General features: G+C 63.1%; 24 protein-coding genes and 2 pseudogenes. 15 read left to right on the forward strand and 11 right to left on the reverse strand.

The genetic code is table 11. The features are described from left to right. The first annotated feature begins 13 nt into the window (after window positions 1–13). Together QTI04_RS00300 and QTI04_RS00305 are read left to right on the forward strand one after the other, a co-directional pair. Window positions 14–451 (forward strand): PaaI family thioesterase, encoded by a 438-nt coding sequence (locus QTI04_RS00300; protein WP_286613664.1) that lies wholly within the window; start codon window positions 14–16, stop codon window positions 449–451. Then, entirely contained in the window at window positions 448–1326 is an 879-nt protein-coding gene (locus QTI04_RS00305) for a phosphatase PAP2 family protein (protein ID WP_286613665.1), read from the forward strand. The genes QTI04_RS00300 and QTI04_RS00305 overlap by 4 nt, the downstream gene beginning before the upstream one ends. 59 nt (window positions 1327–1385) lie before the next feature. Here the strand turns inward: QTI04_RS00305 and QTI04_RS00310 are convergent, their stop codons facing one another. Next, window positions 1386–2822, reverse strand: a complete 1437-nt coding sequence (locus QTI04_RS00310; protein ID WP_286613666.1) for a DUF1254 domain-containing protein — start codon at window positions 2820–2822, stop codon at window positions 1386–1388. 182 nt (window positions 2823–3004) lie between these two features. On the opposite strand from QTI04_RS00310, the gene QTI04_RS00315 reads away from it, so the two are divergent. Continuing rightward, window positions 3005–4279, forward strand: a complete 1275-nt coding sequence (locus QTI04_RS00315) for a DUF1214 domain-containing protein (protein ID WP_286613667.1) — start codon at window positions 3005–3007, stop codon at window positions 4277–4279. Between the two features lie 54 nt (window positions 4280–4333). Here the strand turns inward: QTI04_RS00315 and QTI04_RS00320 are convergent, their stop codons facing one another. Next, window positions 4334–5110: an enoyl-CoA hydratase/isomerase family protein gene (locus QTI04_RS00320; protein WP_286613669.1), complete on the reverse strand. Its 777-nt coding sequence runs from the start codon at window positions 5108–5110 to the stop codon at window positions 4334–4336. A 163-nt stretch (window positions 5111–5273) separates the two neighbouring features. On the opposite strand from QTI04_RS00320, the gene QTI04_RS00325 reads away from it, so the two are divergent. The 4 genes from QTI04_RS00325 (at window position 5274) to QTI04_RS00340 (ending at window position 8287) form a co-directional block, all read left to right on the forward strand. Then, window positions 5274–6419, forward strand: a complete 1146-nt coding sequence (locus QTI04_RS00325; protein WP_286613670.1) for an acyl-CoA dehydrogenase family protein — start codon at window positions 5274–5276, stop codon at window positions 6417–6419. A 290-nt stretch (window positions 6420–6709) separates the two neighbouring features. After that, the gene (locus QTI04_RS00330) at window positions 6710–7171 is read left to right on the forward strand and encodes a sulfatase-like hydrolase/transferase (protein WP_286613671.1); all 462 of its coding nucleotides are present in this window, start codon (window positions 6710–6712) and stop codon (window positions 7169–7171) included. Continuing rightward, complete coding sequence (locus QTI04_RS00335; RefSeq protein WP_286613673.1) at window positions 7129–7827, forward strand: sulfatase-like hydrolase/transferase; 699 nt, start codon at window positions 7129–7131, stop codon at window positions 7825–7827. Before QTI04_RS00330 ends, QTI04_RS00335 begins: the two co-directional genes overlap by 43 nt. Window positions 7828–7873: 46 nt before the next feature. Continuing rightward, window positions 7874–8287: a hypothetical protein gene (locus QTI04_RS00340; protein WP_286613674.1), complete on the forward strand. Its 414-nt coding sequence runs from the start codon at window positions 7874–7876 to the stop codon at window positions 8285–8287. A 160-nt stretch (window positions 8288–8447) separates the two neighbouring features. Here QTI04_RS00340 and QTI04_RS00345 read toward each other — a convergent pair. The 3 genes and pseudogenes from QTI04_RS00345 to QTI04_RS00355 all read right to left on the reverse strand — a co-directional run. Beyond that, window positions 8448–8561, reverse strand: a pseudogene (locus QTI04_RS00345) (IS30 family transposase); the annotation flags it as partial. Beyond that, window positions 8559–8690: pseudogene (locus QTI04_RS00350) on the reverse strand (IS5/IS1182 family transposase); the annotation flags it as partial. The pseudogenes QTI04_RS00350 and QTI04_RS00345, both read right to left, overlap by 3 nt. A gap of 414 nt (window positions 8691–9104) precedes the next feature. Beyond that, complete coding sequence (locus QTI04_RS00355; protein WP_286613675.1) at window positions 9105–10550, reverse strand: anion permease; 1446 nt, start codon at window positions 10548–10550, stop codon at window positions 9105–9107. 89 nt (window positions 10551–10639) lie between these two features. On the opposite strand from QTI04_RS00355, the gene QTI04_RS00360 reads away from it, so the two are divergent. From QTI04_RS00360 to QTI04_RS00375, 4 genes are all read left to right on the forward strand, one after another. Beyond that, window positions 10640–11278 carry a 4Fe-4S dicluster domain-containing protein gene (locus QTI04_RS00360; RefSeq protein WP_286613677.1) on the forward strand — a complete coding sequence of 213 codons (639 nt, stop codon included), beginning with the start codon at window positions 10640–10642 and terminating at the stop codon, window positions 11276–11278. 18 nt (window positions 11279–11296) lie between these two features. Beyond that, the gene (locus QTI04_RS00365) at window positions 11297–12946 is read left to right on the forward strand and encodes an FAD-binding protein (protein WP_286613679.1); all 1650 of its coding nucleotides are present in this window, start codon (window positions 11297–11299) and stop codon (window positions 12944–12946) included. Window positions 12947–12966: 20 nt separating this feature from the next. Further along, a complete protein-coding gene (locus tag QTI04_RS00370) occupies window positions 12967–14211 on the forward strand; it encodes an NADH-quinone oxidoreductase subunit F (RefSeq protein ID WP_286613680.1) in 1245 nt (414 codons plus the stop codon). A 302-nt stretch (window positions 14212–14513) separates the two neighbouring features. Next, window positions 14514–14756, forward strand: coding sequence for a hypothetical protein (locus tag QTI04_RS00375; protein ID WP_286613681.1), 243 nt, complete (start codon window positions 14514–14516; stop codon window positions 14754–14756). Between the two features lie 102 nt (window positions 14757–14858). On the opposite strand, the gene QTI04_RS00380 is transcribed toward QTI04_RS00375, so the two are convergent. The 5 genes from QTI04_RS00380 to QTI04_RS00400 form a co-directional block, all read right to left on the reverse strand. Continuing rightward, a complete protein-coding gene (locus QTI04_RS00380; protein WP_286613683.1) occupies window positions 14859–16295 on the reverse strand; it encodes an FAD-binding oxidoreductase in 1437 nt (478 codons plus the stop codon). Then, window positions 16292–17359 (reverse strand): hydroxyacid dehydrogenase, encoded by a 1068-nt coding sequence (locus tag QTI04_RS00385; RefSeq protein ID WP_286613684.1) that lies wholly within the window; start codon window positions 17357–17359, stop codon window positions 16292–16294. The genes QTI04_RS00380 and QTI04_RS00385 overlap by 4 nt, the downstream gene beginning before the upstream one ends. 158 nt (window positions 17360–17517) lie before the next feature. After that, window positions 17518–18195: an RraA family protein gene (locus QTI04_RS00390; RefSeq protein ID WP_286613685.1), complete on the reverse strand. Its 678-nt coding sequence runs from the start codon at window positions 18193–18195 to the stop codon at window positions 17518–17520. Between the two features lie 25 nt (window positions 18196–18220). Next, complete coding sequence (locus tag QTI04_RS00395; protein WP_286613686.1) at window positions 18221–19189, reverse strand: tripartite tricarboxylate transporter substrate binding protein; 969 nt, start codon at window positions 19187–19189, stop codon at window positions 18221–18223. A gap of 49 nt (window positions 19190–19238) precedes the next feature. Beyond that, a complete protein-coding gene (locus QTI04_RS00400) occupies window positions 19239–20108 on the reverse strand; it encodes an NAD(P)-dependent oxidoreductase (RefSeq protein WP_286613688.1) in 870 nt (289 codons plus the stop codon). A 198-nt stretch (window positions 20109–20306) separates the two neighbouring features. On the opposite strand from QTI04_RS00400, the gene QTI04_RS00405 reads away from it, so the two are divergent. After that, window positions 20307–20978, forward strand: coding sequence for a GntR family transcriptional regulator (locus QTI04_RS00405; RefSeq protein WP_286613690.1), 672 nt, complete (start codon window positions 20307–20309; stop codon window positions 20976–20978). Between the two features lie 408 nt (window positions 20979–21386). On the opposite strand, the gene QTI04_RS00410 is transcribed toward QTI04_RS00405, so the two are convergent. After that, window positions 21387–22319 (reverse strand): LysR family transcriptional regulator, encoded by a 933-nt coding sequence (locus tag QTI04_RS00410; RefSeq protein ID WP_286613692.1) that lies wholly within the window; start codon window positions 22317–22319, stop codon window positions 21387–21389. A gap of 138 nt (window positions 22320–22457) precedes the next feature. Between QTI04_RS00410 and QTI04_RS00415 the strand changes: the two genes are divergently transcribed. From QTI04_RS00415 to QTI04_RS00425, 3 genes are all read left to right on the forward strand, one after another. Next, window positions 22458–22994 carry a thiamine pyrophosphate-binding protein gene (locus QTI04_RS00415; RefSeq protein ID WP_286613693.1) on the forward strand — a complete coding sequence of 179 codons (537 nt, stop codon included), beginning with the start codon at window positions 22458–22460 and terminating at the stop codon, window positions 22992–22994. Then, window positions 22994–23587, forward strand: a complete 594-nt coding sequence (locus QTI04_RS00420; protein WP_286613694.1) for a thiamine pyrophosphate-dependent enzyme — start codon at window positions 22994–22996, stop codon at window positions 23585–23587. The genes QTI04_RS00415 and QTI04_RS00420 overlap by 1 nt, the downstream gene beginning before the upstream one ends. Window positions 23588–23747: 160 nt before the next feature. Further along, the gene (locus tag QTI04_RS00425; protein WP_286613695.1) at window positions 23748–25226 is read left to right on the forward strand and encodes an aldehyde dehydrogenase; all 1479 of its coding nucleotides are present in this window, start codon (window positions 23748–23750) and stop codon (window positions 25224–25226) included. The last annotated feature ends 23 nt before the right edge of the window (window positions 25227–25249 follow it).

The raw sequence follows: 25249 nt of genomic DNA on the forward strand, positions 1-25249 counted from the left end.
GCCTGTGAGCGAAATGACCCATCCCCTTGGAATGACCGGGATCGAGTTGCTGCAAGCAGACATCGCGGGGAGAGTTCCACGCGCGTCGATGGCGCAGACGATTCCAATGTCGTTCCTGGAAATAGAACCAGGACGCGTCAGGATTTCTGCGCAAGCCGATACCCGGCATCTCAATCCGCTCGGTGGTGTCCACGGAGGCTTTGCTGCCACCGTTCTTGATTCCGCGACGGGATGCGCAGTCCACTCCACCCTGGAAGCAGGTGTTGGCTACGGCACCATCGATCTGCACGTGAAGATGTTGCGACCGATCCCAAGGGATCAGGAACTGGTCGCGGAAGCCACCCTCGTCCACATCTCCCGAAACATTGCGACGTCCGAGGGCTCCTTGACGACCACGGACGGCAAGCTCCTTGCAACCGCGACGGCGACCTGCTTTCTGAAGCGACCATGAGGGCCGTCAAGGCATCAGAAATGATCAACATGTCAATCAAATTGCTTGCTATCGGCTTGTGCATCAACCTCATCGGTGCCTGCACGACAGCGCCACCGGTTGTCGCGCCCACGTCGCCCGCCGAAGTGGGCGAGTTGCGCGCGGGCACCGGCTTCTTGAAAGGCTATCTGGCGCCCGCCGAAGCCTTGGACAGCCTCGCCCTGTTGCCCCCGCCGCCGATTGAGGGATCGCCTGCGCTGTCAGCCGACACTGCCACGTTCAACACCCTCACGAAATTTCAAGGCACGCCGCGCGGCGCCATGGCGATCTCGGATGCGAACCTTAACTTCCCGGAAGCCGCTTCGGTGTTCTCGTGCGCGCTGGGGATGCAGATCTCCGAGAAGGGCACGCCCAATCTCAACATGCTGCTGAGGCGTACCTTGACCGATACGGCCTTGGCGACCTACAAGGCCAAGAACAAATATGCCCGTGTGCGACCTTTCATCATGCTCAAGGCGGGCAGTTGCACGCCAAAGGAAGAGGCGTTTCTGGCGAAGGATGGCTCTTATCCGTCGGGCCACTCAGCGATCGGGTGGGGATGGGCGTTGCTGTTGACGGAACTCGCGCCCGACCGCAAGGATGCGCTCCTGCAACGTGGCCGTGCATTCGCACAAGGCCGCGCCATCTGCGGCGTTCACTGGCAAAGCGACATCGACGCCGGTCGACTGGTGGGTTCTGCCGCGGTGGCGCAACTGCACGCCAACGCGGTGTTCAACGCACAGATGTCCGCCGCACGCGCGGAGATCGCCAGGGCGCGTGTGGTCGGCGCCCCGCCGACGGCGGCGTGTCTCGCCGAAGCCGCGACCATTGCGGGCTCAAGTTTGTCCGCTCCTTGATCATCATCAGGCACATGCCGATGGCTCGCCTTTCGTCGGTTTCGGCGCCGACTGTCTGCTCATGACGCCTTGACAACGCCCGGCGGCGTCCAGGTTTTGTCTGTGATCGCCGCGTCGGGCCAGTAGGCGCGCACAAAGAGAGAGAAGTCCGCGTCCCTTGGCGCAGGCAGCCAGTTGCTGCGCTGGAGTGGATCGCCGGGCTCGTCGGTCTGAACGTAGAGGGTCAGCGAACCATCGGGCGACGACTTCAGGTCCCTGTTCTTCGTGCCCAGCGAATATCGCTGGATCGGGTTCTCGACGAAAAAGTGCGCGGCGTCGTACATGGTGAGTGACCAGAAGCCGCGCACCGGCGGCAGCTGCCCCTTCGCAAAGGTTATGGTGTATTTGTTGTGGCCGTTGAGTCGCGCGCCGCTGGCGTCGAGGTCCTGGTACACGTACTTGGTCTCGGCGGGCGCGTTGACCAGGATGTTGGACTTGGCGATGGCGGTGCGGGTGAAGTAGTCGGTGCCGAACTGCGCACTGTTGTCGACGGTGGTCCAGTGGTTCGCCAGTGGAATGCCGAAGTTGCGGAATTGCAGCAGCGGTGTCACGACCTCCTGCTCGGCCCTGGTGGCTTCGTCGAGCACTGCCTGCTTTAGCTGCGCGTCGTTGCGAGCCAGTTCGATCAGGGCGTGTGCTTGTGCGTAACGCGCCTCCTCTCCTGGCATGGGTGGCGCATCGGCGAGCACCGCAGATAACTCGTCGATGAACTTGTCGGGGAAGACCCAGCGAGTCTCGCCGCTGCCGCTGTCGCCGGTAGGCGATGGCAGTTCCGGCAGCCCGTGCCAGTCGCGCTGCTTCGTCGTGCCGTCGAATTCCGCGAGCGGATACATGTCGATGCCGGTAATTACTGACTGTATCGCCTGCTTGTCCTCGGGCGTGTCATCCTGGAACACTCGCGGCACGACGAAGGCCGTGCTGGTGGAGGAGCGGAACACCCCGTTGATGCCTTCCGGTACCGCACCATCCCAAGTCGGACCGACCAGCAGGTAGAAGCCGGGCTTGCTGCCGTGCATCACGCCGAGCCTGGCGAAGCTGTCCGTACGCAAGTCGACGAGCTGGTAGACCCAGAAGCGCTTGCCGAAGTCCGGCACTTGGACCACGACGGCGGTCTCGTCGAGCGCGGCAATGCCGGCGCCGTAGACCACGTCCTGGTTTGGGCAGGCCACCCAGCGCTGCGAAGGCTGGATGTAGTCGCTGAGCATTGCCATGCGGTTCAGCGGTGCGAACGGCAGCACGCCGTTCATCAGCCCGACCTTCGGCGCCTGCTTGAACGCGAGGCGGCGGTTGTAGATGTTGATCATGGGCCAGGCCCAGACATAGATGTCGCGCGCGACGGTGCGGATGTAGGTCTCGGTGGTGCGCGTGCCTGGCACCGGCCCCGGCGGAGAATCTTGTGTTCGAGGGGGACTTGCCAAGTCATTCGCTGCGGCGATGCCGCTAAGGGTCTTCTTCATTCGAATCCTTTTCGGGAGCGCTTGCATGCCGGCCGAGAAATGGCGGCCTCGACGATTCTTCGCAACGAGGCCATCAGTGTCAACGTCGTTCAGCCGAGGCGTCCACCGACCGGCGAGGACGGTTTGACACCTTCCATCGCGCCGCCAAGAATGGCCTCCCCGCAACTATCTGGAGTTCAAAGTTGGCAACCTCTGCTGCCGCGCAGTCCACGGCTCTTGACCCCAGCGACCAGCAGGTCAGCGATGCCTATATCTATCTGCTGTCCCGCCTGCTCGTGCTGCGCCAGCAGCAGCTCGACTTCGAGGAAGGATTCCAGTGGAACCAGTTGGTCCACCGTGAACCCGGACAGGTGGTCTGGCCCAATCCCAATCTCGACGTCGCCTACTCCGAAGCCTGGGTCGCGATCGACGATGAGAGCTGGCTGGACGTGTCCGTGCCTGAGATCACCGGGCGCTACTACACGGTGCAATTCCTCAACGGGTGGGGCGAGACGGTCGCCAATATCAATGAGCGCACGTATCCCGGGCACTCGCACGGCAACTTCGCGGTCTGCCTGAAGGACGCCCAGGTCAAGCTGCCCCCCGGTACCCAGCGCATCGACGTGCCGGTGCGGCACATGCGTGTCCTGTCGCGCGTCGAGCTCGGCGCCACCTGGGATGAGGCAGTCGCCTTGCAGCGGCGAGTCATCTTCAGCATCGTCGGCAAGCCGATCCACCCGCCGGTGCCACAGACCGTCATGTTCGATTCCGAAAACCTGCCTGGGGTCGAAGCCTTCGAGTCCGCCGATCTCGCCCTTGACAGCGAGGCCGACATCAACCCGGGGATGGAAAAGCTGCAGGCCGACACGCGCGCGATTGCCCAGGTCGTCAAGGACCCCGCGCAGCGGCAACGCATCGACCAGGTCATCAGGACCAGGGCTTTCGATGACTTCCACAAAGCCTTGCCGAACGTGGGCCATGGCACCCGCAAGAACGGTTGGGTGCTGCCCTCGACGTCGGGCATCTACATGGATGACTGGCTGGTGCGCACGCTCGTGAACTACGGCGGCATCTGGGCCAACACACCGCAGGAGGTCATCTACTACAAGGGCTTCGTCGACAGCGCGGGCGCGGCGTTGTCGGGCGAACATGCCTACACCTTGCATTTCCCGAAGGAACACCTGCCGGCGCAGTACGCGACCTGGTTCTGGTCCGTGATCGGCGTCGACGCTGTCCACAAGCAGGTGTTGCCCAATGCGCTCAAGCGCTTTCTGCTGAACAACCAGTCCAACCTCGAATACGGCGCCGACGGCTCCCTGACGCTCCATTTCGCGGACCAGAAGCCCCAGGACGCGCCGGATGGCAACTGGCTCCCCACGCCCAAGGGAACCGACTACAACCTCACGTTCCGTTTCTACCGGCCCCAGGGCGCGGTGGCCGAACGCAGCTATTTTCCACCGGCGTTGGTGAAGGTGTAGCGCGTCGCAGGGCGGTCATCGTCCTGCGCGTGTGCAATCCCTGGAGGGCCCCCCTCAGGGTGCCTGGAGATGAGTCTGCTGGCGAGCCGGGGGTCGCGTTTCACCGTCGGACATCAGCAGCTCCATCTGTCGACGGCCCTCTTCATCGAGCTGCAATCCCATTGAGCGGTCGAACGCCTCGTCCAGCAGACGGCGTGCGCCGATGACCGCCTGTGCGGGCATGCCCGCAAGGCGCCGCGCGGTCGAAAGCGCGTGCGCCTGGAGGGCGTCGTCGTCTACGCACTGCCACACCATGCCCCATTGTTCGGCCTGCTCGCCAGTGATCTTGTCGCCGAAGAGGGACATGGCCATCGCACGCGGTCGCCCGACCACGCGCGGGAGCAGCCAGGTGGCGCCCAGGTCCGGCACGATGCCGAGTTGAGGCACTTGCGGCAAGGAGAAGTACGCCGAACGCGCCGCGAGTGCGACATCCGCGGCCAGGGCGATGCCCATCGCGCCGCCGATGCAAGGTCCGTTGATCGCAGAGATCACGGGCACCGGCGCCGCCAGGATGGCGCGTACAACGCGTGCGCCAGCCTCGAGCATCTCGGACAGCGCCGCAAGTTGAGCCTCGGTACCTTGCGCAGTACGCTGAGCGAACCAGCGCAGGTCGGCGCCTGCCGAGAACGCGCGGCCCTCGCCCGAGAGCACGACCGCCGCGGCGCCGCGGTGGAGGACATCGCCCAGCGCCGCGCCCAGGTGGTCGAGCAGGTCGGGGTCGAGTGCGTTGAGCGAAGCGGGCCGGTCGAGCGCGAGCACCGCCACGCGCTCATGCCATGTGGTCTTGATCATGTTCCTCAGAGTCTAGGAAGGGCCCCGGTGGCAAGACCCCCCCTTTTCGTGGGGTCGATGCGCGACGCCGCTTCACGACGGTTGCACCCACCCCAAAAAGAAGGGGTCGGAGAAATCACCCTGCCGCCTAAGCTGCTCCGTATCCACTCCGAGACCCAACGATATGAGCGACATCTCCGCAGCCTTCCTGAGCGAGCAGGAAATCATGATCCGCGATTCGGCGCGCAAGGTCGCGGCCGAGGTTGTGGCGCCCACCGCCGCCGAGCGGGATCGCACCAGCGCCTGGCCGCGCAACGAACTCAGGACGGTCGGCGAGCTTGGGTTCCTGGGCATGCTGACCCCGGAGGCCTACGGCGGCGCGGGCGTGAGCTTCGTTGAATATTGTTTGGCGATCGAAGAGTTCGCCGCTGCGGATGCGGGCTTTGCGACGCTGATGCACGTGCACAACTCGGTCGGTTTCATGATCAGCAGGGCAGGCAGCGAAACGCAGAAGCACAAGTACTTGGCCAAGCTTGCCATTGGCGAGCACATCGGCGCTTTCCTGCTCAGCGAGCCGCACGCGGGTTCGGACACCGCGGCCTTCCGCACGACGGCGCGCCGTGAAGGCGACCACTACGTGCTCAACGGAAGCAAGCAGTTCATCTCGAACGGCAGCGAAGCTGGCGTGGGGCTGGTGCTGGCCGTGACTGACAAGGCCGCCGGCAAGAACGGCAGCAGCCTGCTGATCGTCGATGCAAAGGACCCTGGCTACAAGGTCGCACGCGTGGAGCACAAGCTCGGCCAGCGCTCGGCCCACGTGGCTCAGATCCAGCTCGATGACTGCCGTGTGCCGATCGAAGACATCATCGGCGAGGAAGGGTCGGGATACAGGCGCATCATGGGCTCGCTTTCCGAAGGGCGCGTGGCGATCGCGGCCGTGGCGATCGGCGCGGCGCGCGCGGCGCTGGATGCGGCTGTGAAGTACGCCAGGGAGCGCGAGGCCTACGGTGCGGCCATCATCAAGCTGCAGGGCGTGGGCTTCGATCTCGCCGACATGGCCACGAAGGTGGAGGTGGCGCACCAGTACATGCTGCACGCCGCTCGGTTGTGCGAGGTCGGCCTGCCATGCGCGAAGGAGGCCTCGATCGCCAAGCTCTTCGCCAGCGAGATGGCCGAGAGCGTGTGCTCCGACGCGTTGCAGATCCACGGGGGCTACGGCTACCTCACCGACTTTCCGGTGGAGCGCTACTACCGCGATGTGCGCGTGACCAAGATCTACGAGGGCACCAGTCACATCCAGAAGCTCATCATCGCGCGCAGCCTTGATTGAGGCGCAGTTCGCCATCACGGCTGGCTGCCTTGGCAAGTCACCCGTGCGAAGCGCGCTCGATGCAGTCAAGCGAACGCTACGAAGCGAGGCTGGTGTGAAGCACGTGTTCGGAACTTGGACCCCGAACCAGGATCATCTGATGTGGGGTCGTAAGGTAGCTCGGCGAGGAAACCAGTTGTTGCGTTTACTGGCGCCACGCACCCGGCTAAAGCTAGACTGCCCTCCAAGTGCCAGGCTGGGTCGCTGTAGCGCCTTCGGCGTTCGGGTCGGGCCGAATTCAAGGAGTGCACATGGCAACCAATCAGCCTCAACGGCAACCCTCCTCCTCGGCGACGGGACCTGCAGAGAAAGGATTGGCAAAACCGAACATTTTGGTCATCTGGGGTGATGACATCGGGTTGTGGAACCTTTCCTGTTATAGCCGTGGTTCGATGGGCTACCGCACACCAAACATCGATCGGATAGCGAATGAAGGAGCGATCTTCACCGACCACTACGGCCAGCCCAGTTGTACAGCGGGTCGTGCGGCTTTCATCACTGGACAGCTTCCAATTCGCACCGGGTTGACCACGGTCGGCCTGCCTGCCGCCAAGCTGGGTCTGCAAAAGGAAGATCCGACGCTGGCCGAGGTCCTCAAGCCGCTGGGATATGCGACCGGCCAGTTCGGCAAGAATCATCTGGGTGACCGCAACGCGAGTACCTTCCGACCGTGCACGGATTCGACGAGTTCTTCGGCAACCTCTATCACCTGAACGCCGAAGAAGAAACTCTGAACGTTGACTACCCGGACGATCCCTCCTGGAAAGCAAGGCTGGGGCCTCGTGGCGTGCTCCATAGCTGGGCAACCGACGAGGACGACGTTACCGTCGATCCGCGTTTCGGGCGAGTGGGCAAGCAGAAGATCGAAGATACTGGCCTGCTCACGCCTAAGCGGATGGAACGGGTGGACGAGGAGTTCATGGGTGCTGCCTTCGAGTTTATCGACAAGGCGCACACCGAGGAGAAGCCCTTCTTCGTCTGGCTCAACACGTCGCGCATGCATGCGTTTACACATGTTCCGCAGGAGTACCTCGACCGAGCGAAGCAGTACACCAGCGGGACCGATGTGCACTGCGCAGGCATGCTCCAGCACGACGAGCACATCGGAATGGTGTTGAAGAAACTCGATGATCTGGGCATAGCGGACAACACGATCGTCATCTATTCGACCGACAACGGACCCGAGCATTCGACATGGCCGCACGGCTCGACGACGCCTTACCGCAGCGAGAAAATGACGACATGGTGGCATCCGCGTGCCAATGATGGTGCGCTGGCCCGGGCACGTCCCGGCGCGCCGCGAACTGAATGGCATTCACTGTGGCGAGGACGTCTTTGCCACACTGGCCGCGATCGCTGGTGCGCCTGACATCAAGGAGCGGCTCGACAAGGGCGACAAGCTCGGAAGTGCGGATATGACTTACAAGTGCCACATCGACGGCCTCAACCAACTGGATAACTGGACCGGAAAGACGGAGAACTCGGCGCGCAACCTGTTCTTCTACTACGAGGAATCCAAACTTCAGGCCGTTCGCTGGAACCAGTGGAAGCTCCATTTCGCCACGCGGACGGGCTACTACGGTACAAAGGCCGAACTCGAGATCCCGTGGTTCTTCAATATTCGTCAGGATCCATTCGAGTCCTATGACCAGGCGCCGGGACCGCGAGCCCTCGTGAGCCAGGAGCACTCGGGCATCGGAAACATCATCATCACGCTCGTCGGTGAGCACCTTTCAACGTTCAAGGAGTTTCCGCCGCGTCAAGAAGGGGCTTCGCTCAACATCGACTCGTTGATGGAAAAGATGATGCGCTCCAGATCGGCACAGTGATCCCAAGGGGCGCCCTAGCGCAGGGTCGGCACGCGCGAACTTCCGGATTTGGCCTTAACGCCAGTCCACGACATGCGACATGCAGAAGCGGCGGGTTCAACGCGATTGCGTGGGCAGTTGCACGTGATCGCCCATCGGATGTCGGGTAACGATTGCGGATTCAACCGGTCGATGCAACACATTCGCTGAACATCTCAGCGGGTGTATGGAAGCCCAGCGTCTTGCGCGGCCTCTCGTTCAATTGTCTCGCGATCGCGTTGAGTTGAAGCTGTGAGAGGTCGAATTCGCCAATGGCGTCGCTGATGAAGTGCGCCAAGTGCCCCTCCGGCAGCCACTCCTGCAACATCTCGGACAGCAGCAGCATCATCTGCTGCGGGTCGTAGGGAAGATAGTTCGCGGCCATGCCCGATCAACGAACGACCTCTCACTCACGTCGACACAAATCTGCCCTTCCGCCGCCCAGACTCCTAGCCGAATCTCGTCTGCAGTGAACTTCAACTGCTTGGCAGCTTCGCCCGCTCGTGAGTGGTGCTTAGAGTCGCCGCATTGTCGACACTTGCCCTCGCGGCTCTGTCGATCGCGTCGAAATCCTGGCGGCCTACAGTTCCGGAAAGGACTCGGCCGCAAACCGGACGCGGGAACCAACTCAATCTCCTGAATCCGGACCGAGTGCAGGGCCGATCAAGCTAGTCCCCCGAGAGCTTCGTGGAGACGAGTTCGGAGTCGCCTGTTGGGCGCGGCCGCCCGAATGCCAATCCCTGCCAAACTGCGGGCATGAACGGGCCGGCGTGCCATTGGCAAGCGGGAAAGCGCGCTCCTACAGCACTCGGGGCAGCACGTTGATTAACAGAAATAGGACGATGAAGATCACCCCAAACACCGCGCCGAGCCTCCAGTAGTCGCCAGCGGGTAGGTAGCCGCTGCCGTAGTAAACCGGGCTGGGCCCGGTGCCGTAGGGAGTGAGGATCCCCATGATGCCAAGAGTGACCACCAGCATCAGCGTGAAAGGCTCCATAGGCATGCCGGGAACACTCGAACCCACGGCCAGCATGACGGGGAGCATGGCCGTGGTGTGGGCGGTGACGCTGGCGAATAGATAGTGCGAGAAAAAGAAGATCAGCACCAGGATGACGGCTGCGACAGTGGGTGAGAACCCGACCATGTGGACCGCGATAGCGTCGGCAAACCACTTGACGAAGCCCGTCCGGCCGAGACCGTCCGCCAGGGCGACCAGAGTGGCAAACCAGGCAAAGGTGTTCCATGCCTGCTTGTTTGCCAGCATGTCTTCCCATGTGATTACTCGCGTGAGCAGCATCAGCGAGATCACGACCAGCGCCGCTGTGGTCGCGTTCATGATCTCGCCGCCGAAGATCCACAAGGTAAGGGCCACGAGAACGAGGACCCCCAGAATGATTTCTCGCAAAGAGAGCCGCCCCATCTTGACCAGTTCCTGCGCGGCCCATGCTGGAACTTCCTTTCCCTCCTTCACTTCGGGCGGGTACAAGAAGTAGGTGAGCAAGGGCACGGCCAGCAGCATCAGAATGCCCGCCGGCGCAAAGGCCAGAAACCACCGCATCCACCCGATCTCCACGTTGACCGCCTTCTTTGCCAGCTCTACCGCGAGCAGGTTAGGTGCCAATGCGGTGAGAAACATCGAACTCGTCACGCAGGTGGTGGCAATCGCAGTCCACATGAGGTAAGAGCCGATGCGCCGCGCGGAGGGATCGTTTGGCCTGGAGTCGTAGAGCGGCGGCAGATTCCGGATGACAGGGAAGATGGTGCCGCCACTTCGCGCCGTGTTCGATGGCGTGAAGGGCGCAAGAAGGGTGTCCGCCGCTGCAATCGCGTAGCCCAGGCTGAGCGTCCTGCGGCCCATGGCTCGCACCAGCAGCAATGCGATGCGCTTCCCGAGGCCCGTCTTTTCGTAGCCCAGGGCAAACATGAATGCGCCGAAAATCAGCCACACGGTCCCGTTGGCGAAGCCGGACAATGCCCAGGCCAGCGAGGCATTGGCAGCCTTGAAGCCGGGCCGGGCCAACTCTGCCGGGCTGAAGAATACCCATTCGGACAGGACGGTGACGAGCGTGACCGCGATGAGGCCGATCGCCGCTCCGGGCAGCGGCTCAAGCATGAGCCCGACGATCACGCCAGCGAAGATCGCAAAGTAGAACCACGCATGCTGCCCCAAGCCGTCCGGCGCGGGAATCATCGCGATAGCAATCGCCACGGCTACAGGCGCAAGAGCCTTCCACCAAGTGCTCATGGGACCTCCTCGCTGTGCTATCGTTTCTTTCATCCGCCATGGGAGGGATCGCCGCCGCGCCCACCTGGCCGATGAGAAGGACCGACAAGATGGTACGCCTCATCGTTGAAGGCCGGTCCATTGCTGCCCCGGCCACCAGCTCGATCCTGCAGGCCTTCGTGCAGGCCGGGGAGACGCTCGTGGAGGGAGTCGGGTGCATGGGGCAGGGCGTGTGCGGCTCCTGCCGCGTCCTGGTCCGCCGTGCCGGTCAGCCGGACGTCGAGACCGAACTGGCCTGCGAAACCGTGGTCGAGGAGGGCATGCAGGTCTCGTTCCTCGACTACCTCACGCCTTCGACGCACCACGTCTATCGGATCGAGGACATCGCCGACAGCTGGCAGGCGCCGCGCAAGCTGCTCGAGGTCTTCCCCGAGGCGCCCCATTGTCGTCACTGCGGCGGCTGCGACCGTGCATGTCCCAAGGGCCTGGATGTTCAGCGTGGCGTGAACCTCGCTGTGGAGGGCGAATTGGGAGCGTCCGGCCAGGTCTTCGACGAATGTGTCATGTGCAACCTCTGCACCTTGGCGTGTCCGGAGCACATCGACCCGAACCACCTTGGCCTGTTCGTCCGGCGCATGATTGCAAGTGTTTCGCTACGGCCTGCCGACGTCATGCGACGCATCGAGCAGATCGAGCGCGGTGAGATGTCGATCGACTTCGGCGCGCCAGGTGCGCGGCGGCCAGGCTGACGGACAGGTTGGCAGACCATGGCCACCTCGATTCCTTACGAAGAAGCGCGCCGGCGCTATCAGCCGAGCATGGCGCTCGCGCTTCGCAGCGACACCACGGCGGTCGAGCAACTGCTCAAGGACTGGCATCCCGACCATGGAGCCAACGCGCGCGTTCCGCTTGCCGTCGGAGTCAACCAAGGTGACCCCTGCCAGCCCGAACTCGCGCGCCAGCTCCACGCCAACTCGTTGATCGACGACATTGACATTGCTGGCGCACAACTGGTGACGACCGACGTGCTGGTGGTCGGAGGCGGCGGCGGGGGGTGTGCTGCGGCGCTGACCGCCGCGAAGCATGGTGCGAAGGTCATCCTCGCCACCAAGCTGCGCCTGGGCGACAGCAACACGGTGATGGCCGAGGGCGGCATCCAAGCCGCAGTGGGCGCAGATGACAGTCCGCAGCTTCATTTCGAGGACACCTTGCGCGCCGGTCACTTCTGTGGCGAGCCTGATCTGGTGGCCCAGATGGTGATGGACGGCCCGGATGTCCTCCGTTGGCTCATCCAACTCGGCATGATGTTCGATCTCGAGGAGGGCCGCCCCATGGGCGGCAAGCTGCTGCGCAAGAAGCCGGGAGGTGCGTCTGCGGCGCGTATTCACTCGTACCGCGACTACACAGGGCTCGAGATGATGCGCGTGTTGCGCGAGGCGGTGGATCTCGATCCCGACGTTTCGGTATGGAACCGGTGTCCCACGGTGGAACTGATGTCCGATGAGCGCGGATGCTGCGCTGGGGCGGTGATCTACAACCTCGAATGGCGCAGTTTCGTGATGGTGCGGGCGCGGTCGGTGATTCTCGCGACGGGTGGAGCGGGCCGGCTGCACCTCAATGGCTTCCCTACCTCCAACCACTATGGGGCCACCGCCGACGGGCTGGTGCTCGCGTACCGCATCGGAGCAAGGCTGCGTGAGCTCGATTCATTCCAGTACCACCCGACCGGCATCGCTCATCCACAGCATCTGGCGGGCGGACTGATCTCCGAGGCGGCCCGCTCCGCGGGTGCGAAGCTGATCAACGGCAAAGGTGAGCGCTTCATTGACGAGCTCAAGGCCCGCGACGTGGTGGCCTCCGCGATCCTGCGTGAATGTGGCGAGGGGCGGGGGATCGAGCGTGATGGCCAGCTCGGTGTCTTCCTCGACACACCGACGCTCGAGAAGGAGCACCCGGGCATCCTGGAAAAGCGTCTTGTGACATTGAGGCATCTGGCCGGCAAGTGCGGCCACGATCCGGCGCAGGAGCCTTTCCTTGTCTACCCGACGCTGCACTATCAGAACGGTGGGGTCGCCATCGGCAAGCACGGCGAGACCAGTGTCGGCGGCCTGCACTGCGTGGGCGAGCTGAGCGGGGGCATCCATGGTCGCAACCGCCTGATGGGGAATGCCTTGCTCGACATCCTGAGCATGGGAAGACGCGCCGGTGCGAAGGCGGCCGAATCGGCGGGTCGCGTGATCACAGGCCGAGCCAGCATCGCTCACATCCATGCCTGGCAGCGCGAGCTCACCCTGGCAGGACTGCCCTTGGAATCGAGGTCGCCGCAACTTTTTCCCGACTATGCGCATTTTGACCTTCGCGCGGACGCGAGCATCCGCCAGCACGCGCGAGGTCACCGGGTGGCCGGCGTGCGCTGAGCTGCCGCAGGAAGGACAGGATGCACGCACCGAATCAAGTACTGCTGAAGGACAACATCCTGGTGGGCGCCGATCTTTCTGCATGGATTGAGCGCGGTGGGGGCGAGGGTTTGGCCAAGGCATTGCGTGAGCCTGCTCAAGTGATCGCGGAGATCGAGCATTCTGATCTAAGGGGAATGGGCGGCGCCGGCTTTGCGACCCATCGCAAATGGGCGCCCGTGGCCGCCGCGCCGGACGGCGACAAGTATGTTGTCTGCAACGGAAACGAGGATGAGCCTGGCACCTTCAAGGACCGGTTCCTGCTCGAGCACACGCCGCATCAGGTCATAGAAGGTGCGCTGATTGCTGCTGTCGCCACGCGCGCCAACCACGTGATCATTTACGTGAATCCGCATCAGCCACGCGCGCTGACCGTCACTCGCGAAGCCGTTGGTCAATGGCGCGAACATGAACATTTCACGGCAATCGAGGAGCTTCTTGGCGGGCCGCTGTCGCTGAATGTGGTCCCGAGTTCAGGTTTCTATATCGGTGGCGAGGAAACGGCCGTGATCGCAACCGTCGAAGGCGGATTTCCCTTCCCGCGTCGCAAGCCGCCTTTTCCTGCCGAGAACGGCGTGCATGGAGCGCCGACCATCGTCAACAACACCGAAACACTGGCGCATGTGCCGGGGATCTTGCGGCATGGCGCCTCCTGGTATCGAAGCCTGGGACTCGGCAATGCGTCAGGCACCAAGCTCTATTCCCTCTCGGGTGACGTACTGCGGCCCGGACTGTATGAACTGCCCATGGGAACTAGCCTTGAAGAACTCGTTTTCGTTCATGGCGGAGGCATGCTGTTAGGCAAGGAGTTCAAGGCGGTCTTCACTGGAGGGCCATCCAACACGCTGCTCACCAAACACGATCTGGATGTGCCACTGGATTTCGACTCGGTGCGTCAGAGGCGCTCGCGTTTGGGGACTGGCGCGATGATCGTGGTATCCCAAGGCACGAGCATTGTTCGCAAGGTGGCGGAATACGTGAACTTCTTCGCGCAAGGATCATGCGGCCAGTGCCCGCCTTGCAAGGGCGGAACCTTTCAGCTGGCGCGCGTGCTCAACCGCATCGATACCGGGCGTGGCGTGTACAGCGATCTAGAGTCGCTGATGAACTTGTGCCGCCTTCTTCCTGGCAGTGGTCGTTGTGGACTGATCGATGGTGCGGTGACGGTTGTGGAGAGTTCTCTGCACCACTTCATTGATGAGTACGAGGCACTGCTGATGGCCTAGCCAGCGCATGAGGCGGAACATGGGCCACCCTCGAAGGAGTTTCAGTGGCCCTGCCGACGCGCGTGGCGCGCGACGCCCCGCTGCGTATGCTGGGCGGGCACCTGCTCGCCACGCCCTGGCTGTACGAAGGCTTGAGCTCGAAGCCTTTCAGGATGGGGCAGCGCCCACCTCGAAGCGGCCGGATCATCCCACCAGGCCCTGGGTGGGGAACTTGATTACTTCGATCTCCGGTTCCGGGATCTACGACACGATCGTTCAGGCGGTCGCCATCAACACGAACACAACCTGCCGACTGGGGAAGGGTGCCGTTCTATGGCGCCTTCGATCTGATCGACTTCGTACATCCCAACAAGAACTACAGCGATCGACTGATCGGGCGACTCGCGATGACACTGGATCCGCTCACCACGAACTGCACGGAAGCGTGGAACACGGCGACGTTGCCGTCTTCCTCGAGCTTTCCGGGCCTGGACGCGGGTCAGCCCCGCACGCCGGACGAAATGGCGAAATCGCTGCGCGCCGCTTTGAGCGCAACGGCGCGGTGAGCGGACTTCGGCAGGAAAAGCCGATAGCAGTCTTCCGAGAACAACATCGCAAATTCCGCGAGCTACGCAGAGATCACGGCCTCTCAGCTTGTCGAGCGCGCGTTAGGCGTTCGGTGAACACCAGTAACTGGGTAAGACCTTGCCCGGATTCAGGATGCACTGGGGATCCAGGGAACGCTTGAGCAGGGACATGATCTTGAGTTCCTGCGTGCTCTTGTAGCGGGCCAACTCGCCGACCTTCAATTGACCGACGCCATGCTCTGCGCTGATGGAGCCCCCGAAGGCGTGCACGCGATCGTGCACCAATGCGTAGATTGCGTCTTGGTTCGCCAGCATGTCCGCGTCACCGAACGCCGACGAGGTGCCAACGTTGTAGTGAAGATTGCCGTCGCCGAGGTGGCCGAACGTCATGTTGACCAGACCTGGGAAGCGCTGTTGGAGCAGTGCATCGGTCTCCTGGACGAAATGCGGTATCTGGGAGATCGGCAGCGACACGTCGTGCTTGATGCTCTTGCCGGCTTCTGCTTGAGCCAAGGTGATGCTTTCTCGCAGGTGCCAAAGCGCCTTGCTTTGTGCGATGTTCTCGGCCACCACAGCATCGTCGGCTTCGCCGGCTTCAATGGCTTCTCCGAGCACGACTTCAAAGCGCTCACGTGCGTGCGCTTCGCTTTCGGCGTCCGAGATCTCGAGCAACGCATACCAAGGCGCGGCGGCCGACGGTCCTTCAAAAGGCAGGCGTTGTGCGGGATAGGTGCGCGTCACCATTTGAAGACACACCCCCGCCATCAGTTCGAACCCCGTCAACGATGCGGCGAAGCCCGAGCGGGCTCTGGCGAGCAGTTCGATGGCCTGATCGGCGCTGGAGAGTGCCAGCAAGGCGGTGCAGCGCGCGGCGGGTTGCGGGAACAGTTTGATGATTGCGGCCGTGATGATGCCGAGGGTGCCTTCGCTGCCGACATACAGGTCGCGCAGGTCGTAACCGGTGTTGTCCTTCCGCAGTCCGCGCAGCCCGTCCCAGATCTCCCCGTCTGCGCCAACGACCTCCAGGCCCAGTGTCAGATCGCGCATGTTGCCGTATCTGAGAACGCCGGTGCCGCCGGCATTGGTCGCGAGATTGCCGCCGATGGTGCAACTTCCTTCCGCGCCGAGCGAGAGCGGAAAGAAGCGACCTTCGGCGGTGGCGCGTTCCTGGACTGCCTGAAGAATGCAGCCTGCCTCCACGGTCATGGTGTCGTTGACTGTGTCGACGGCCCGGACACGATTGAGCCTGGACGTGAGCAACACCACTGCCTGTCCCGAGTCGTCAGGGGTGGCTCCGCCGCACAGTCCGGTGTTGCCACCTTGCGGGACCAGGGGAACTCCATGATCGGCACACGCCCGGACCACGTCAGCGACTTGTTGGGTGGTGCCCGGCCGCACCACCGCGATGGCTCGGCCTGTGAACCGGTTGCGCCAGTCGGTCAGGAACGGCGCCGCCTCGGCGCCGGTCAACACGTTGGTCGGTCCGACGATGTCCGAGAGCTTCGCGGTGAAGCTCATGCGATGCTCCGGTCGTTCGCTTTTGCGAGAACCGCGTCGCGCCGCTTCACGAAGCGCTCCCATACTTCCGGATTGACCAGGCGTGGTGCCTTGTGTCCGGCAAGAACCTGAATGATCTGCTCCGCACTCATGGCCGCGATGTTCGCGCGGCCTTCGTGGGAGACGCCTGCCGTGTGAAAGGTCGCGACCACATTGTCCAAAGCGAGGAGTGGGTTGTCCTTGGAGGGCGGCTCCTGCTCCCAGACGTCCAGTCCCGCGCCAGCGAGATGGCCGGATTGCAGGGCCTGATGCAGTGCGCCTTCGTCGTGCACGCCGCCGCGCGCGGTGCTGACGAAGATCGCGCCTTTCTTCATGGCCGAGAAGCGGTCGGCATTGAACATCTTCAACGTGGACGCGTCACGCGGGCAGTGCAAGGACACGATGTCAGCCTCGCGAACGAGCGTGTCGAGGTCGACACGCTCCGCCCCTCTCGCCTCGAAGTCGCCCGCGGCCAGCAGCGGGTCATACGCCAGAACGCGCATACCGAAAGCCTTGGCCAGCGCAGCCGTCTTGGTTCCAGCGTATCCGAGGCCCACAAGCCCCAGGGTCTTGCCGCCCAGGTCGTGGCCCATCACCGACTCGCGCGAAAAACCCTGGGTGGCCGTGCGCAGTTTGCGGTCCGACTCCACGATTCGGCGCGAGACGGCCAGCATGAGGCCGATGGCCATCTCAGCGACCGCGGCGGAATTCCCGCCAATCTGGCAGACGACCGCCACGCCGGCACGCGTACAGGCATCGACATCGACGGTGTCGTAGCCCGCACCGCCGGCCGAGACGCACAGCAGGTCGGGGCACCGCGACAGCAACTCTTCCTTGGCCCAGAACTGCTTGGGCAATTCGTCCTTGGCGGCGGAGATCTGGTAGACGTGGGCTTGCGTCAACGCCGCCCAGGTCGACGCATCATCCCCTCGCATGGCAGCGACCGTGAGTTGAATATCGTCTTGTTGCGAAAGCCGTTCATCGAAGACGGGATTGAGCCACTGGTTCAAGCGCACGACCCGCTTGGATTTCACTTCGGTCGACATGATGGATTCCTTGGTTGATTTGCGGGGGGCGTCGACACAACGCCGGTCGCAGGTTTTGTTCGGTCACCGGCCCGTCGCGGCGTGCAAGCTACTGTAGGCAGGCGGGTCGCTTGCACGGATCTGGGATGCACCCAGGACGCGAGGCGCGATCAGGCGAATCACTTTTCGATGAAGCAGTTCAGTCGAGCCAGGGTCTCGTCTACCCACGCCCGGTCGAAGCATCCCGCCTCGATGTCTGCGACCATCTTGTCCTCAACGACCTGCTTCTGCCGCGCCGCCGCCAGCAGTCCCTGGACGTCATCAAACGGGACGCACAGCAGTCCATCCTCGTCGCCGATCACAAGGTCGCCCGGCTCGATGACCATGCCATCAATGGCGATCGGAACGTTGATCTCACCAGGGCCATCCTTGTAGGGCCCGCGATGCGTCACGCCGGCGGCAAATACGGGAAAGGAGCCGGCACGCAGCGCACCGGCGTCCCGAATCGCGCCATTCATCACGAACCCGCCCAGACCTTGCTTGATGGCGTCGCCTACCATGATTTCACCCACTAGGGCGTTCGTCAGATCGCCGCCCGCATCCACGACGATGACGTCGCCCGGCTTGGCGAGCTGGAGCGCCTTGTGAATCATCAGGTTGTCACCTGGCCGGGTCTTGATCGTCAGCGCTGGACCGGCCATGCGGCCCCCTGCGTGCATCGGACGCAGGCGAGCTCCGCCCGCGGTCATTCGCGACATGCAGTCACTGACATTGGCGACGGGCACGTCGAGGAATTGGCGAGCCAGGTCGAGTTCGACAGCACGGCGCCTTTGAAGGATACGAAGTCCGTTGTTCATGATGAGTGTCCGGTTGCGTCGATGCTCAATCGAGCTTGATTTCTGCCGCCTTGACCACCGGCGCCAAGCGGGCGCGATCGGCCTTGTAGAGGTCGGTCATGGATTGGGGCGTGCCGCCGTGCAGTTCCGCACCGGTCGCAAGAATCTTGTCGCGCACGTCGGGCTGCTTCAGCAGTTCGTTGATTGCGACGTTCCACTTGTCGATGATCGGCTTGGGGGTACCGGCCGGCGCCATCACGCCCCAGACGCTGGCGAGCTCCACGCCCCGAATCCCGGTTTCGGTGAACGTCGGCACATTGGGAAGCACGGGCGAGCGTTTGGCCGCCGTCACAGCGATGGGACGGACCTTGCCGCCCTCGATCTGGCTCAGGAGCGTCGGGATGGAACCCATGTAGATGTCGACCTGGCCACCGATGAGGTCGGGCAGCGCCTGGGACATGCCGCGGTAGGGCACATGGGTGAACTTGACGCCGGAAGCGTTCTGCCACAGTTGGGTGACCAGGTGCGCGATGGTACCGGTGCCGGGTGTCGCCACCGTCAAGCTCCCGGGCTTCGCCTTGGCCGCGGCAACGACGTCGGCCAGCGTCTTGTAGGGAGAATCGGCCCGCACGACGAGCACCACCGCACCGCTGGCGACGGAGGACACCGCCTCCAAATCCTTGACCGGGTCGTACGTCATCTTGCTGTACAGAAGCGGGTTGAGCACGACGTTGTCTGTCTGGGCCATGACGAGTGTGTAGCCGTCCGGCTTCGCCTTGGCCACCGTGTCCAGGGCCAGATTGCCGCCGGCGCCCGGCTTGTTGTCGACGGTGATGACCCAGTTCAGCTTGCTCGTCAGCGCTGTCGCCAGCAGGCGTGAAAGGCTGTCCGTGCCCCCGCCGGCTGGGAATGGGACGACCATCCGGATGGGTCGTTCCGGATAGCCTTGCGCGACGGCACTGGCAGCACCGATGCAGAGCAGAACCGCCGTCGAAATTCGCATCAGATTGCGCATGTGTGTCTCCTGAGGTAGTAAGAAAGCGGCTTCAGGCCGCAAGTGGGGGTCAATTGGCGTGGGTAGACAGCAGCCAGTCGAGGGCTTGCTCGACGCTGGGCTCGGCTACTTGGATCGGGTGGGTTGCGAGCGATTCGGTGGTCTTATGGAAGCGCTCTTCGACACCGGGCAAAACAACGGAGCGCAGCCCTAGCAAAGTCAGCTCCCTTTGCGCGTCTTGCACCTCGTGCGCGCGCCGCTTCGCGTGGAGCACATGCGTGCGAACCATCGAGTCGATGAAGGACCGCAAGGGAATCTGGTCGATGTCGCTCAGCTGTGCGTACAGCTTCTCGCGCACGCCCTGCTTTTCGGCGCTCATGAGCAGTTCGACGCTCAACGCTTCCATGCCCTTGGTAAGAACACTGCGCAGGAACTTGAGCGAGATGGCATCCCCCACCACTCCGTCGGGGATGACCTGCAACCGTCCACCAGCGCGCTCGATGATCTCCTTGAGTTCGCTGGCGTCCTTACCTGCGGCGAGCAATGGCGTCCGCACCCCTGTCAGCGAGATCCCGCCCATGATGGCGGTATCGACATAGGAAACGCCGTGCGCGTGGGCCGTGCTTTCGGCTTTGCGTTTGCTCTCCGGGCTGGCCGTCGTCAGGTCAGCGAACCGAGCGCCCTTCTTCATGAACGGCACCAGCTCCTGCACCACGGTGAGCGCGACATCGCCCGTGACGCACGACAACACCCAATCTGCTTCGGCCAGCCAGGTGCCAGGCTTCTCGTGCACCACCACATGAAGGTTCTGCGCCAGGGTCGTGGCGGCAGGCGTCATGCGAATCTCGCACGCGCTGAGCGCAAACGCCGCTGCGTGCAAAGGCGCAGCGTAGCAACGCCCCACTTCTCCCAGCCCAATGAGGGCGATACGCGTGTTCATGAAAGTGGCTCCATGCTGTGAGAATACAAAATAAATACAAACACAGGAACATGAGCAAGGGTAAACACTATGATTTACTCGGCATGGTGGGACTGAGGAAGAAACTGAAGGACATAAATGCTTCTGTTTTGTACGTTGCGGTCGAGTTCAAAGTGCATGTGAATACAATCTCGGCAACCAACGACGGCGGAAGATTCGATGCGTAACGGAAGCGATAGCGCCTATGAAGTGCTCAGGGAACGCCTGGTTGGCGGCCACTACAACCCAGGCTCCCAGCTAAAAGAGGAGCCGATTGCGCGCGAACTAGGCTTGAGCCGCACGCCCGTCCGAACGGCGCTCAGGCGACTGGTGGAGGAAGGACTGGCAACGGATGCGGTCGGTCAAGGCATCCACGTGGCCAAGTGGACCGAATGGGATGTCGAAGAGACGTTTCAGCTCCGCATGCTGCTCGAGCCCTACGCTTCCTACCTCGCGGCGACGCGAGGGGGCGCGGACCTGCTAGCGCGCCTCCAGGCCAGTAATCTTGAGATGGAAGCCGCCATTCGCCTGGGAGGAAACGCGGGAACAGAAGGCGTGCAGGAGGCGAATCGCAAGTTCCATCGAGCGCTGCTTGATGCAGCAGGCTCTTCACGGTTGCGCTCCATGCTCGACACCATCATCGACATGCCAATCGTCGTGCGATCGTTCTACCTCTACACGTCGGCTGAACTGGAGCAGAGCCTTCACCACCACCGCGACCTGACGTTGGCTGTAGCGGCCAAGGACGGGGAACTCGCACGTCAGGTGATGCAGCTGCATCTGCGCATGTCATACCATCGATTCATGCAGCACAGAAGCGAGTATGCGAAGTCGCGCCGGCAGACGGACTGAGGTGGTGCGCTGCTTCCGGCCTCGCAGTGAGCAGATGAGCGGACCCGGAAGGCCGCCAGATGTGTCCAAGTCCAGTGCCTATGGCAGCACGTGCGTGATCAGCTCGGGGCGCAACTCGCGAATCGGGAGACCACAGGGAAAAGCCGGCTTCACGAAACTCCTCAACCGTCGGGTCCGCGTGTTCCGGGTCCCAGGTCCCGCCAAGCAGCACGAGTGCCTTGTCGGAATCGGTCGATAGAAAAGCCTCCCAAGACGAAAGTGCCATTCGAGCCGCTAAGCGGTAAGGCTCGAAGGCAGCGGATGCATCGCGTGATTCGCAGTAGCGTGCAAGCGGCAGCCGATTCGACACCCCGCAGAGCCCAGTTGCAGGTCGCTATGCGGCGACGTCGAACAACCCAGCGGTACGAGTTATGCCCCTAGCCAGCGCGCCTCGAACCACTCGCCACGTCGGGTTGTTTCCTCCACGCAGCCCACAAGCAAGTCCGCGACGCGTCGCACATGCTGGCCGACCACCCGGTTGGCCGGAAGCGCCAAGACGATCGTGCGCGTGATCCGCGGGTCGCTCAAAGGCGCGGCCGATCCTGTTTTGCGAGCCATGTCTTCAGCAACGGAAATCGCGGGAAGGATCGTCAGCCCGTGCCCACCGATCGCCAGGCTTCGCTGTACGCTCATCGCATTCGTCTCGGCTGCAATCGTCAACTCGACGTGCGAGACGGCGCAGGCGTGATCGACCAGCGTGCGGATGCCGTGTGGCGCACTAGGGAGGATCATCGGCTTGCCGGCAAGGCTCGCGAGCGTCACGGGCCTGTCCTTGCGCAGTTTGGCTGACGGCGGGCCGAGGACCCAGAGCGCCTCCTCGACGAGTGGCGTCGTCTGAATGCTGGAAGACCGCTCCGCGCCGTAAAGCAACGCAGCATCCACTTCGCCCGACTCCAACCATTGCGCCAGCGTGCCTGCGTAGCCCATCACGATCCTGATGCGGATGCCGGGGTGGGCTTCAGCTACCGCTTTCAAGAGCGGACTCGACAACAGATCGCAGGTACTGGGAAGCAGTCCCAATGTCACGAGGCCGCTGATGCCATTCGAGGACCCGCCGATCTCCGCTCTAGCGCGGTCCAACTCCAGCATCGCGCGCCTCGCATAGCCGACCAACGCCCGACCTGCATCGGTGAGCACCATGCCATGGCGTTCTCGTTCAAACAGTTCCGCGCCGACGTCCTCCTCCAACAGACGAAGCTGCCTCGAAACCGCTGGTTGGACGAGGTTGAGCAACTCTGCGGCGCGGGTGACGTTGCCCGTGTCGCAGACGGTGAGGAAGGCGCGCAATTGTTTGAAGTCCATGGCTGGCCCCATGCGATGTCAAAAGTTGATGGTGACATCACTTCTTTCTATTGGATGTGACGTGCCATCAAATTATATGATTTCTACACGCCGACTTCACCACCAGCACCAACACCGTCACCAACAACGGAGACACCGATGAGCGAAACACCCACCACAGCGCCCGCCTGGCAGCAGGACATCTTCAAGGTTCTCAAGGAAGGGGACGTGCGCCAGATCGCGTACGTGCCCGACGCGGGACATTCACACGTCATCCGCTCCGCCATCGCGGACCCGGACATCCAGGACATCGTCTTGACGACAGAGGAGGAGGGCGTCGCGGTCGTAAGCGGGGCCTGGCTCGGCGGCCAGCGCGCCGTATTGCTCATGCAGAGCAGCGGCGTTGGCAACTGCGTCAACATGTTCTCGCTGTTGTCGAGCGCCAACTTCCCGTTCTTCACCTTGGTGACGATGCGCGGCGAGTACGCGGACTTCAACCCGTGGCAGGGGCCCATGGGTCGGGCAACCCAGGGAGCGCTCGAGCTCATGGGCATCACGGTCCTTCGTGCGTCGGATCCGGCGCAAGTCGAGGAGATCGTCAGGGCTGGCTTCGACGCCGCCTTCGAAGCAGGGGACCGCGTTGCCGTGCTGCTGGGACAAAACCTGATCGGACGCAAGAAGTGGGAGCGCAAGTGATGACCAAGAACACCGCCAGGACGGCCAACCGCCGCAAGTTCGTTTCCGCGCTGCTGGAAGCCCTTCCGGACGCGCTCGTCGTGACCGGACTCGGTTCCGCGTCGTACGACGTCTTCGCCGCCGGGGATCGCGACAACAACTACTACCTCTGGGGTGCGATGGGAGGGTCGACCTCACTCGCTCTCGGCCTCGCCCTTGCGCGGCCGGACAAGTCCGTGCTGGTGATCACCGGCGATGGCGAACAGCTCATGGGTATCGGCAGCCTGGCGACGATTGCTGCAAAGCAGCCGCGCAATCTGACGATCGTCGTGCTCGACAACGGGCACTTCGGCGAAACCGGGATGCAACGCAGCCATACGAGCCTTGGGACCGACCTGGTGGCCGTGGCCAAGGGTTTCGGGATCGCCGATGCCTACTCGGTCGACAGCGACGAGCACTGCGGCGAGATCGCCAGCCGGGCGGCCGCGCGCCAGGGGCCCACCTTCGTGCAGGTTCGAATCGACGCGGACGAGCCGCCCCGAGCCCTGCCGCCGCGCGACGGGGTCTACGTCAAGAACCGGTTCCGTGCTGCGCTGGGCCTGAAGCCGTTCTGAACGGCAATCGCGCAGGCCCGTCGATCCAGGCCTGTGCGCATCGTCAACGAAGGGCGCCGGTAGAGGCGGCCGACAAAGGAGACAAGCATGACGCGTTCACTCGCCGGGAAGGCGCTCGGCCTTTATCTCGCACATGGCGCCTTGCTCAAGTGAGGATTCCATGGAACGCTATCAACTTCGCATCGATGGCCAATCGGTCGACCCTGTCGGTGCTGTCTGGTTCGAGAGCCAGAACCCGTACACCGGCCAGGCCTGGGCAGAAATCCCGCGTTCGGATGCGAGCGACGTGGACCGCGCCGTCAAGGCCGCCCACCGTGCGCTGACCGAGGGCCCATGGGCCGAGATGTCGGCCAGCCAGCGCGGCATGCTGCTTCACCGCCTGGGCGACCTCATCGCTCGCGATGCCGCCAAGCTGGCGGCCACCGAAGTGCGCGACAACGGGAAGCTGCTGGCCGAGATGCTTGGCCAGCTCAACTACATCCCGCAGTGGTACTACTACTTCGGAGGATTGGCCGACAAGATCCAGGGCACGACACTGCCGCTGGACAAGAAGGGCTACTTCAGCTTCACGCGCAATGAACCACTGGGCGTGGTGGCCGCCATCACGCCGTGGAACTCGCCGCTGATGCTGGCGAGCTGGAAGATCGCTCCGGCGCTGGCCGCCGGATGCACTGTCGTCGTCAAGCCCTCGGAGTTCACCTCGGCTTCCACGCTGGAGTTTGCCGAGCTGTTCGACGAGGCCGGATTTCCGCCGGGCGTCTTCAATGTCGTCACCGGCTTCGGCGGAGAAGTCGGTACGCCGCTGGTCGAACACCCGCTGGTGCGCAAGATCAGCTTCACCGGCTCCGACGCCACCGGGCGAATCATCAACGAGAAGGCAGCCCGAAACTTCAAGCACACGGCGATGGAACTGGGCGGCAAGTCGCCCAACATCGTGTTTGCCGACGCGGACATCGACCAGGCCGTCTTCGGTGCCATCTCGGGCATCTTCGCGGCGACGGGGCAGACGTGCATTGCCGGCTCACGCCTGCTGGTAGAGGACAGCATTTACGACACCGTCGTCGAGAAGCTGCTCGCCGTGGCCAGAACGGCCCGCATGGGTGATCCGATGGATCCGGCCACGCAGGTGGGTCCAGTCACGACGCCGCCGCAATTCAGCAAGGTGCTCGAGTACATCGCAGTGGCACGCGAGGAGGGTGCCACCCTGCTGCTGGGAGGCGAGCGCGGCGACGCGCCCGAGTGCGGCAGCGGTTGGTTCGTGCAGCCCACCATCTTTGGCGACGTGCGCAACGACATGCGTATTGCGCAGGAAGAAGTCTTCGGCCCCGTGCTCTCCATCCTGCGCTTCAAGGACGAGGCCGAGGCCGTGGCGATCGCGAACGACGTGCGTTTCGGCTTGGCCGCCGCGGTGTGGACCAGCGACATCGGGCGAGCACTGCGCATGTCCGAGCGGCTGCAGGCCGGCACTGTCTGGATCAACACCTACCGCGCGATCAGCTACATGGCGCCATTCGGTGGCTACAAGGACTCGGGCCTCGGCCGCGAGAACGGCATCGATGCGATACGGGAGTACCTGCAGGTCAAAAGCGTGTGGATCAACAGCGGCGTGATCGCGGGCAATCCGTTCGTGATGCGTTGACCCAGTCGAAACAATCAACGGAG

It is taken from the genome of Variovorax sp. J22R115, assembly GCF_030317005.1.
Taxonomy (GTDB): domain Bacteria; phylum Pseudomonadota; class Gammaproteobacteria; order Burkholderiales; family Burkholderiaceae_C; genus Variovorax.

Bases quoted from the DNA above. Each gene is read 5' to 3' on its own strand.
- QTI04_RS00310 (WP_286613666.1), bottom strand. From the start codon at position 2,822: ATGAAGAAGACCCTTAGCGGCATCGCCGCAGCGAATGACTTGGCAAGT.
- QTI04_RS00395 (WP_286613686.1), bottom strand. From the start codon at position 19,189: ATGCGCAATCTGATGCGAATTTCGACGGCGGTTCTGCTCTGCATCGGT.
- QTI04_RS00305 (WP_286613665.1), top strand. From the start codon at position 448: ATGAGGGCCGTCAAGGCATCAGAAATGATCAACATGTCAATCAAATTG.
- QTI04_RS00300 (WP_286613664.1), top strand. From the start codon at position 14: ATGACCCATCCCCTTGGAATGACCGGGATCGAGTTGCTGCAAGCAGAC.
- QTI04_RS00370 (WP_286613680.1), top strand. From the start codon at position 12,967: ATGCACGCACCGAATCAAGTACTGCTGAAGGACAACATCCTGGTGGGC.
- QTI04_RS00390 (WP_286613685.1), bottom strand. From the start codon at position 18,195: ATGAACAACGGACTTCGTATCCTTCAAAGGCGCCGTGCTGTCGAACTC.
- QTI04_RS00325 (WP_286613670.1), top strand. From the start codon at position 5,274: ATGAGCGACATCTCCGCAGCCTTCCTGAGCGAGCAGGAAATCATGATC.
- QTI04_RS00385 (WP_286613684.1), bottom strand. From the start codon at position 17,359: ATGTCGACCGAAGTGAAATCCAAGCGGGTCGTGCGCTTGAACCAGTGG.
- QTI04_RS00415 (WP_286613693.1), top strand. From the start codon at position 22,458: ATGAGCGAAACACCCACCACAGCGCCCGCCTGGCAGCAGGACATCTTC.
- QTI04_RS00355 (WP_286613675.1), bottom strand. From the start codon at position 10,550: ATGAGCACTTGGTGGAAGGCTCTTGCGCCTGTAGCCGTGGCGATTGCT.
- QTI04_RS00405 (WP_286613690.1), top strand. From the start codon at position 20,307: ATGCGTAACGGAAGCGATAGCGCCTATGAAGTGCTCAGGGAACGCCTG.
- QTI04_RS00330 (WP_286613671.1), top strand. From the start codon at position 6,710: ATGGCAACCAATCAGCCTCAACGGCAACCCTCCTCCTCGGCGACGGGA.
- QTI04_RS00410 (WP_286613692.1), bottom strand. From the start codon at position 22,319: ATGGACTTCAAACAATTGCGCGCCTTCCTCACCGTCTGCGACACGGGC.
- QTI04_RS00420 (WP_286613694.1), top strand. From the start codon at position 22,994: ATGACCAAGAACACCGCCAGGACGGCCAACCGCCGCAAGTTCGTTTCC.
- QTI04_RS00340 (WP_286613674.1), top strand. From the start codon at position 7,874: ATGACTTACAAGTGCCACATCGACGGCCTCAACCAACTGGATAACTGG.
- QTI04_RS00365 (WP_286613679.1), top strand. From the start codon at position 11,297: ATGGCCACCTCGATTCCTTACGAAGAAGCGCGCCGGCGCTATCAGCCG.
- QTI04_RS00425 (WP_286613695.1), top strand. From the start codon at position 23,748: ATGGAACGCTATCAACTTCGCATCGATGGCCAATCGGTCGACCCTGTC.
- QTI04_RS00320 (WP_286613669.1), bottom strand. From the start codon at position 5,110: ATGATCAAGACCACATGGCATGAGCGCGTGGCGGTGCTCGCGCTCGAC.
- QTI04_RS00400 (WP_286613688.1), bottom strand. From the start codon at position 20,108: ATGAACACGCGTATCGCCCTCATTGGGCTGGGAGAAGTGGGGCGTTGC.
- QTI04_RS00380 (WP_286613683.1), bottom strand. From the start codon at position 16,295: ATGAGCTTCACCGCGAAGCTCTCGGACATCGTCGGACCGACCAACGTG.
- QTI04_RS00360 (WP_286613677.1), top strand. From the start codon at position 10,640: ATGGTACGCCTCATCGTTGAAGGCCGGTCCATTGCTGCCCCGGCCACC.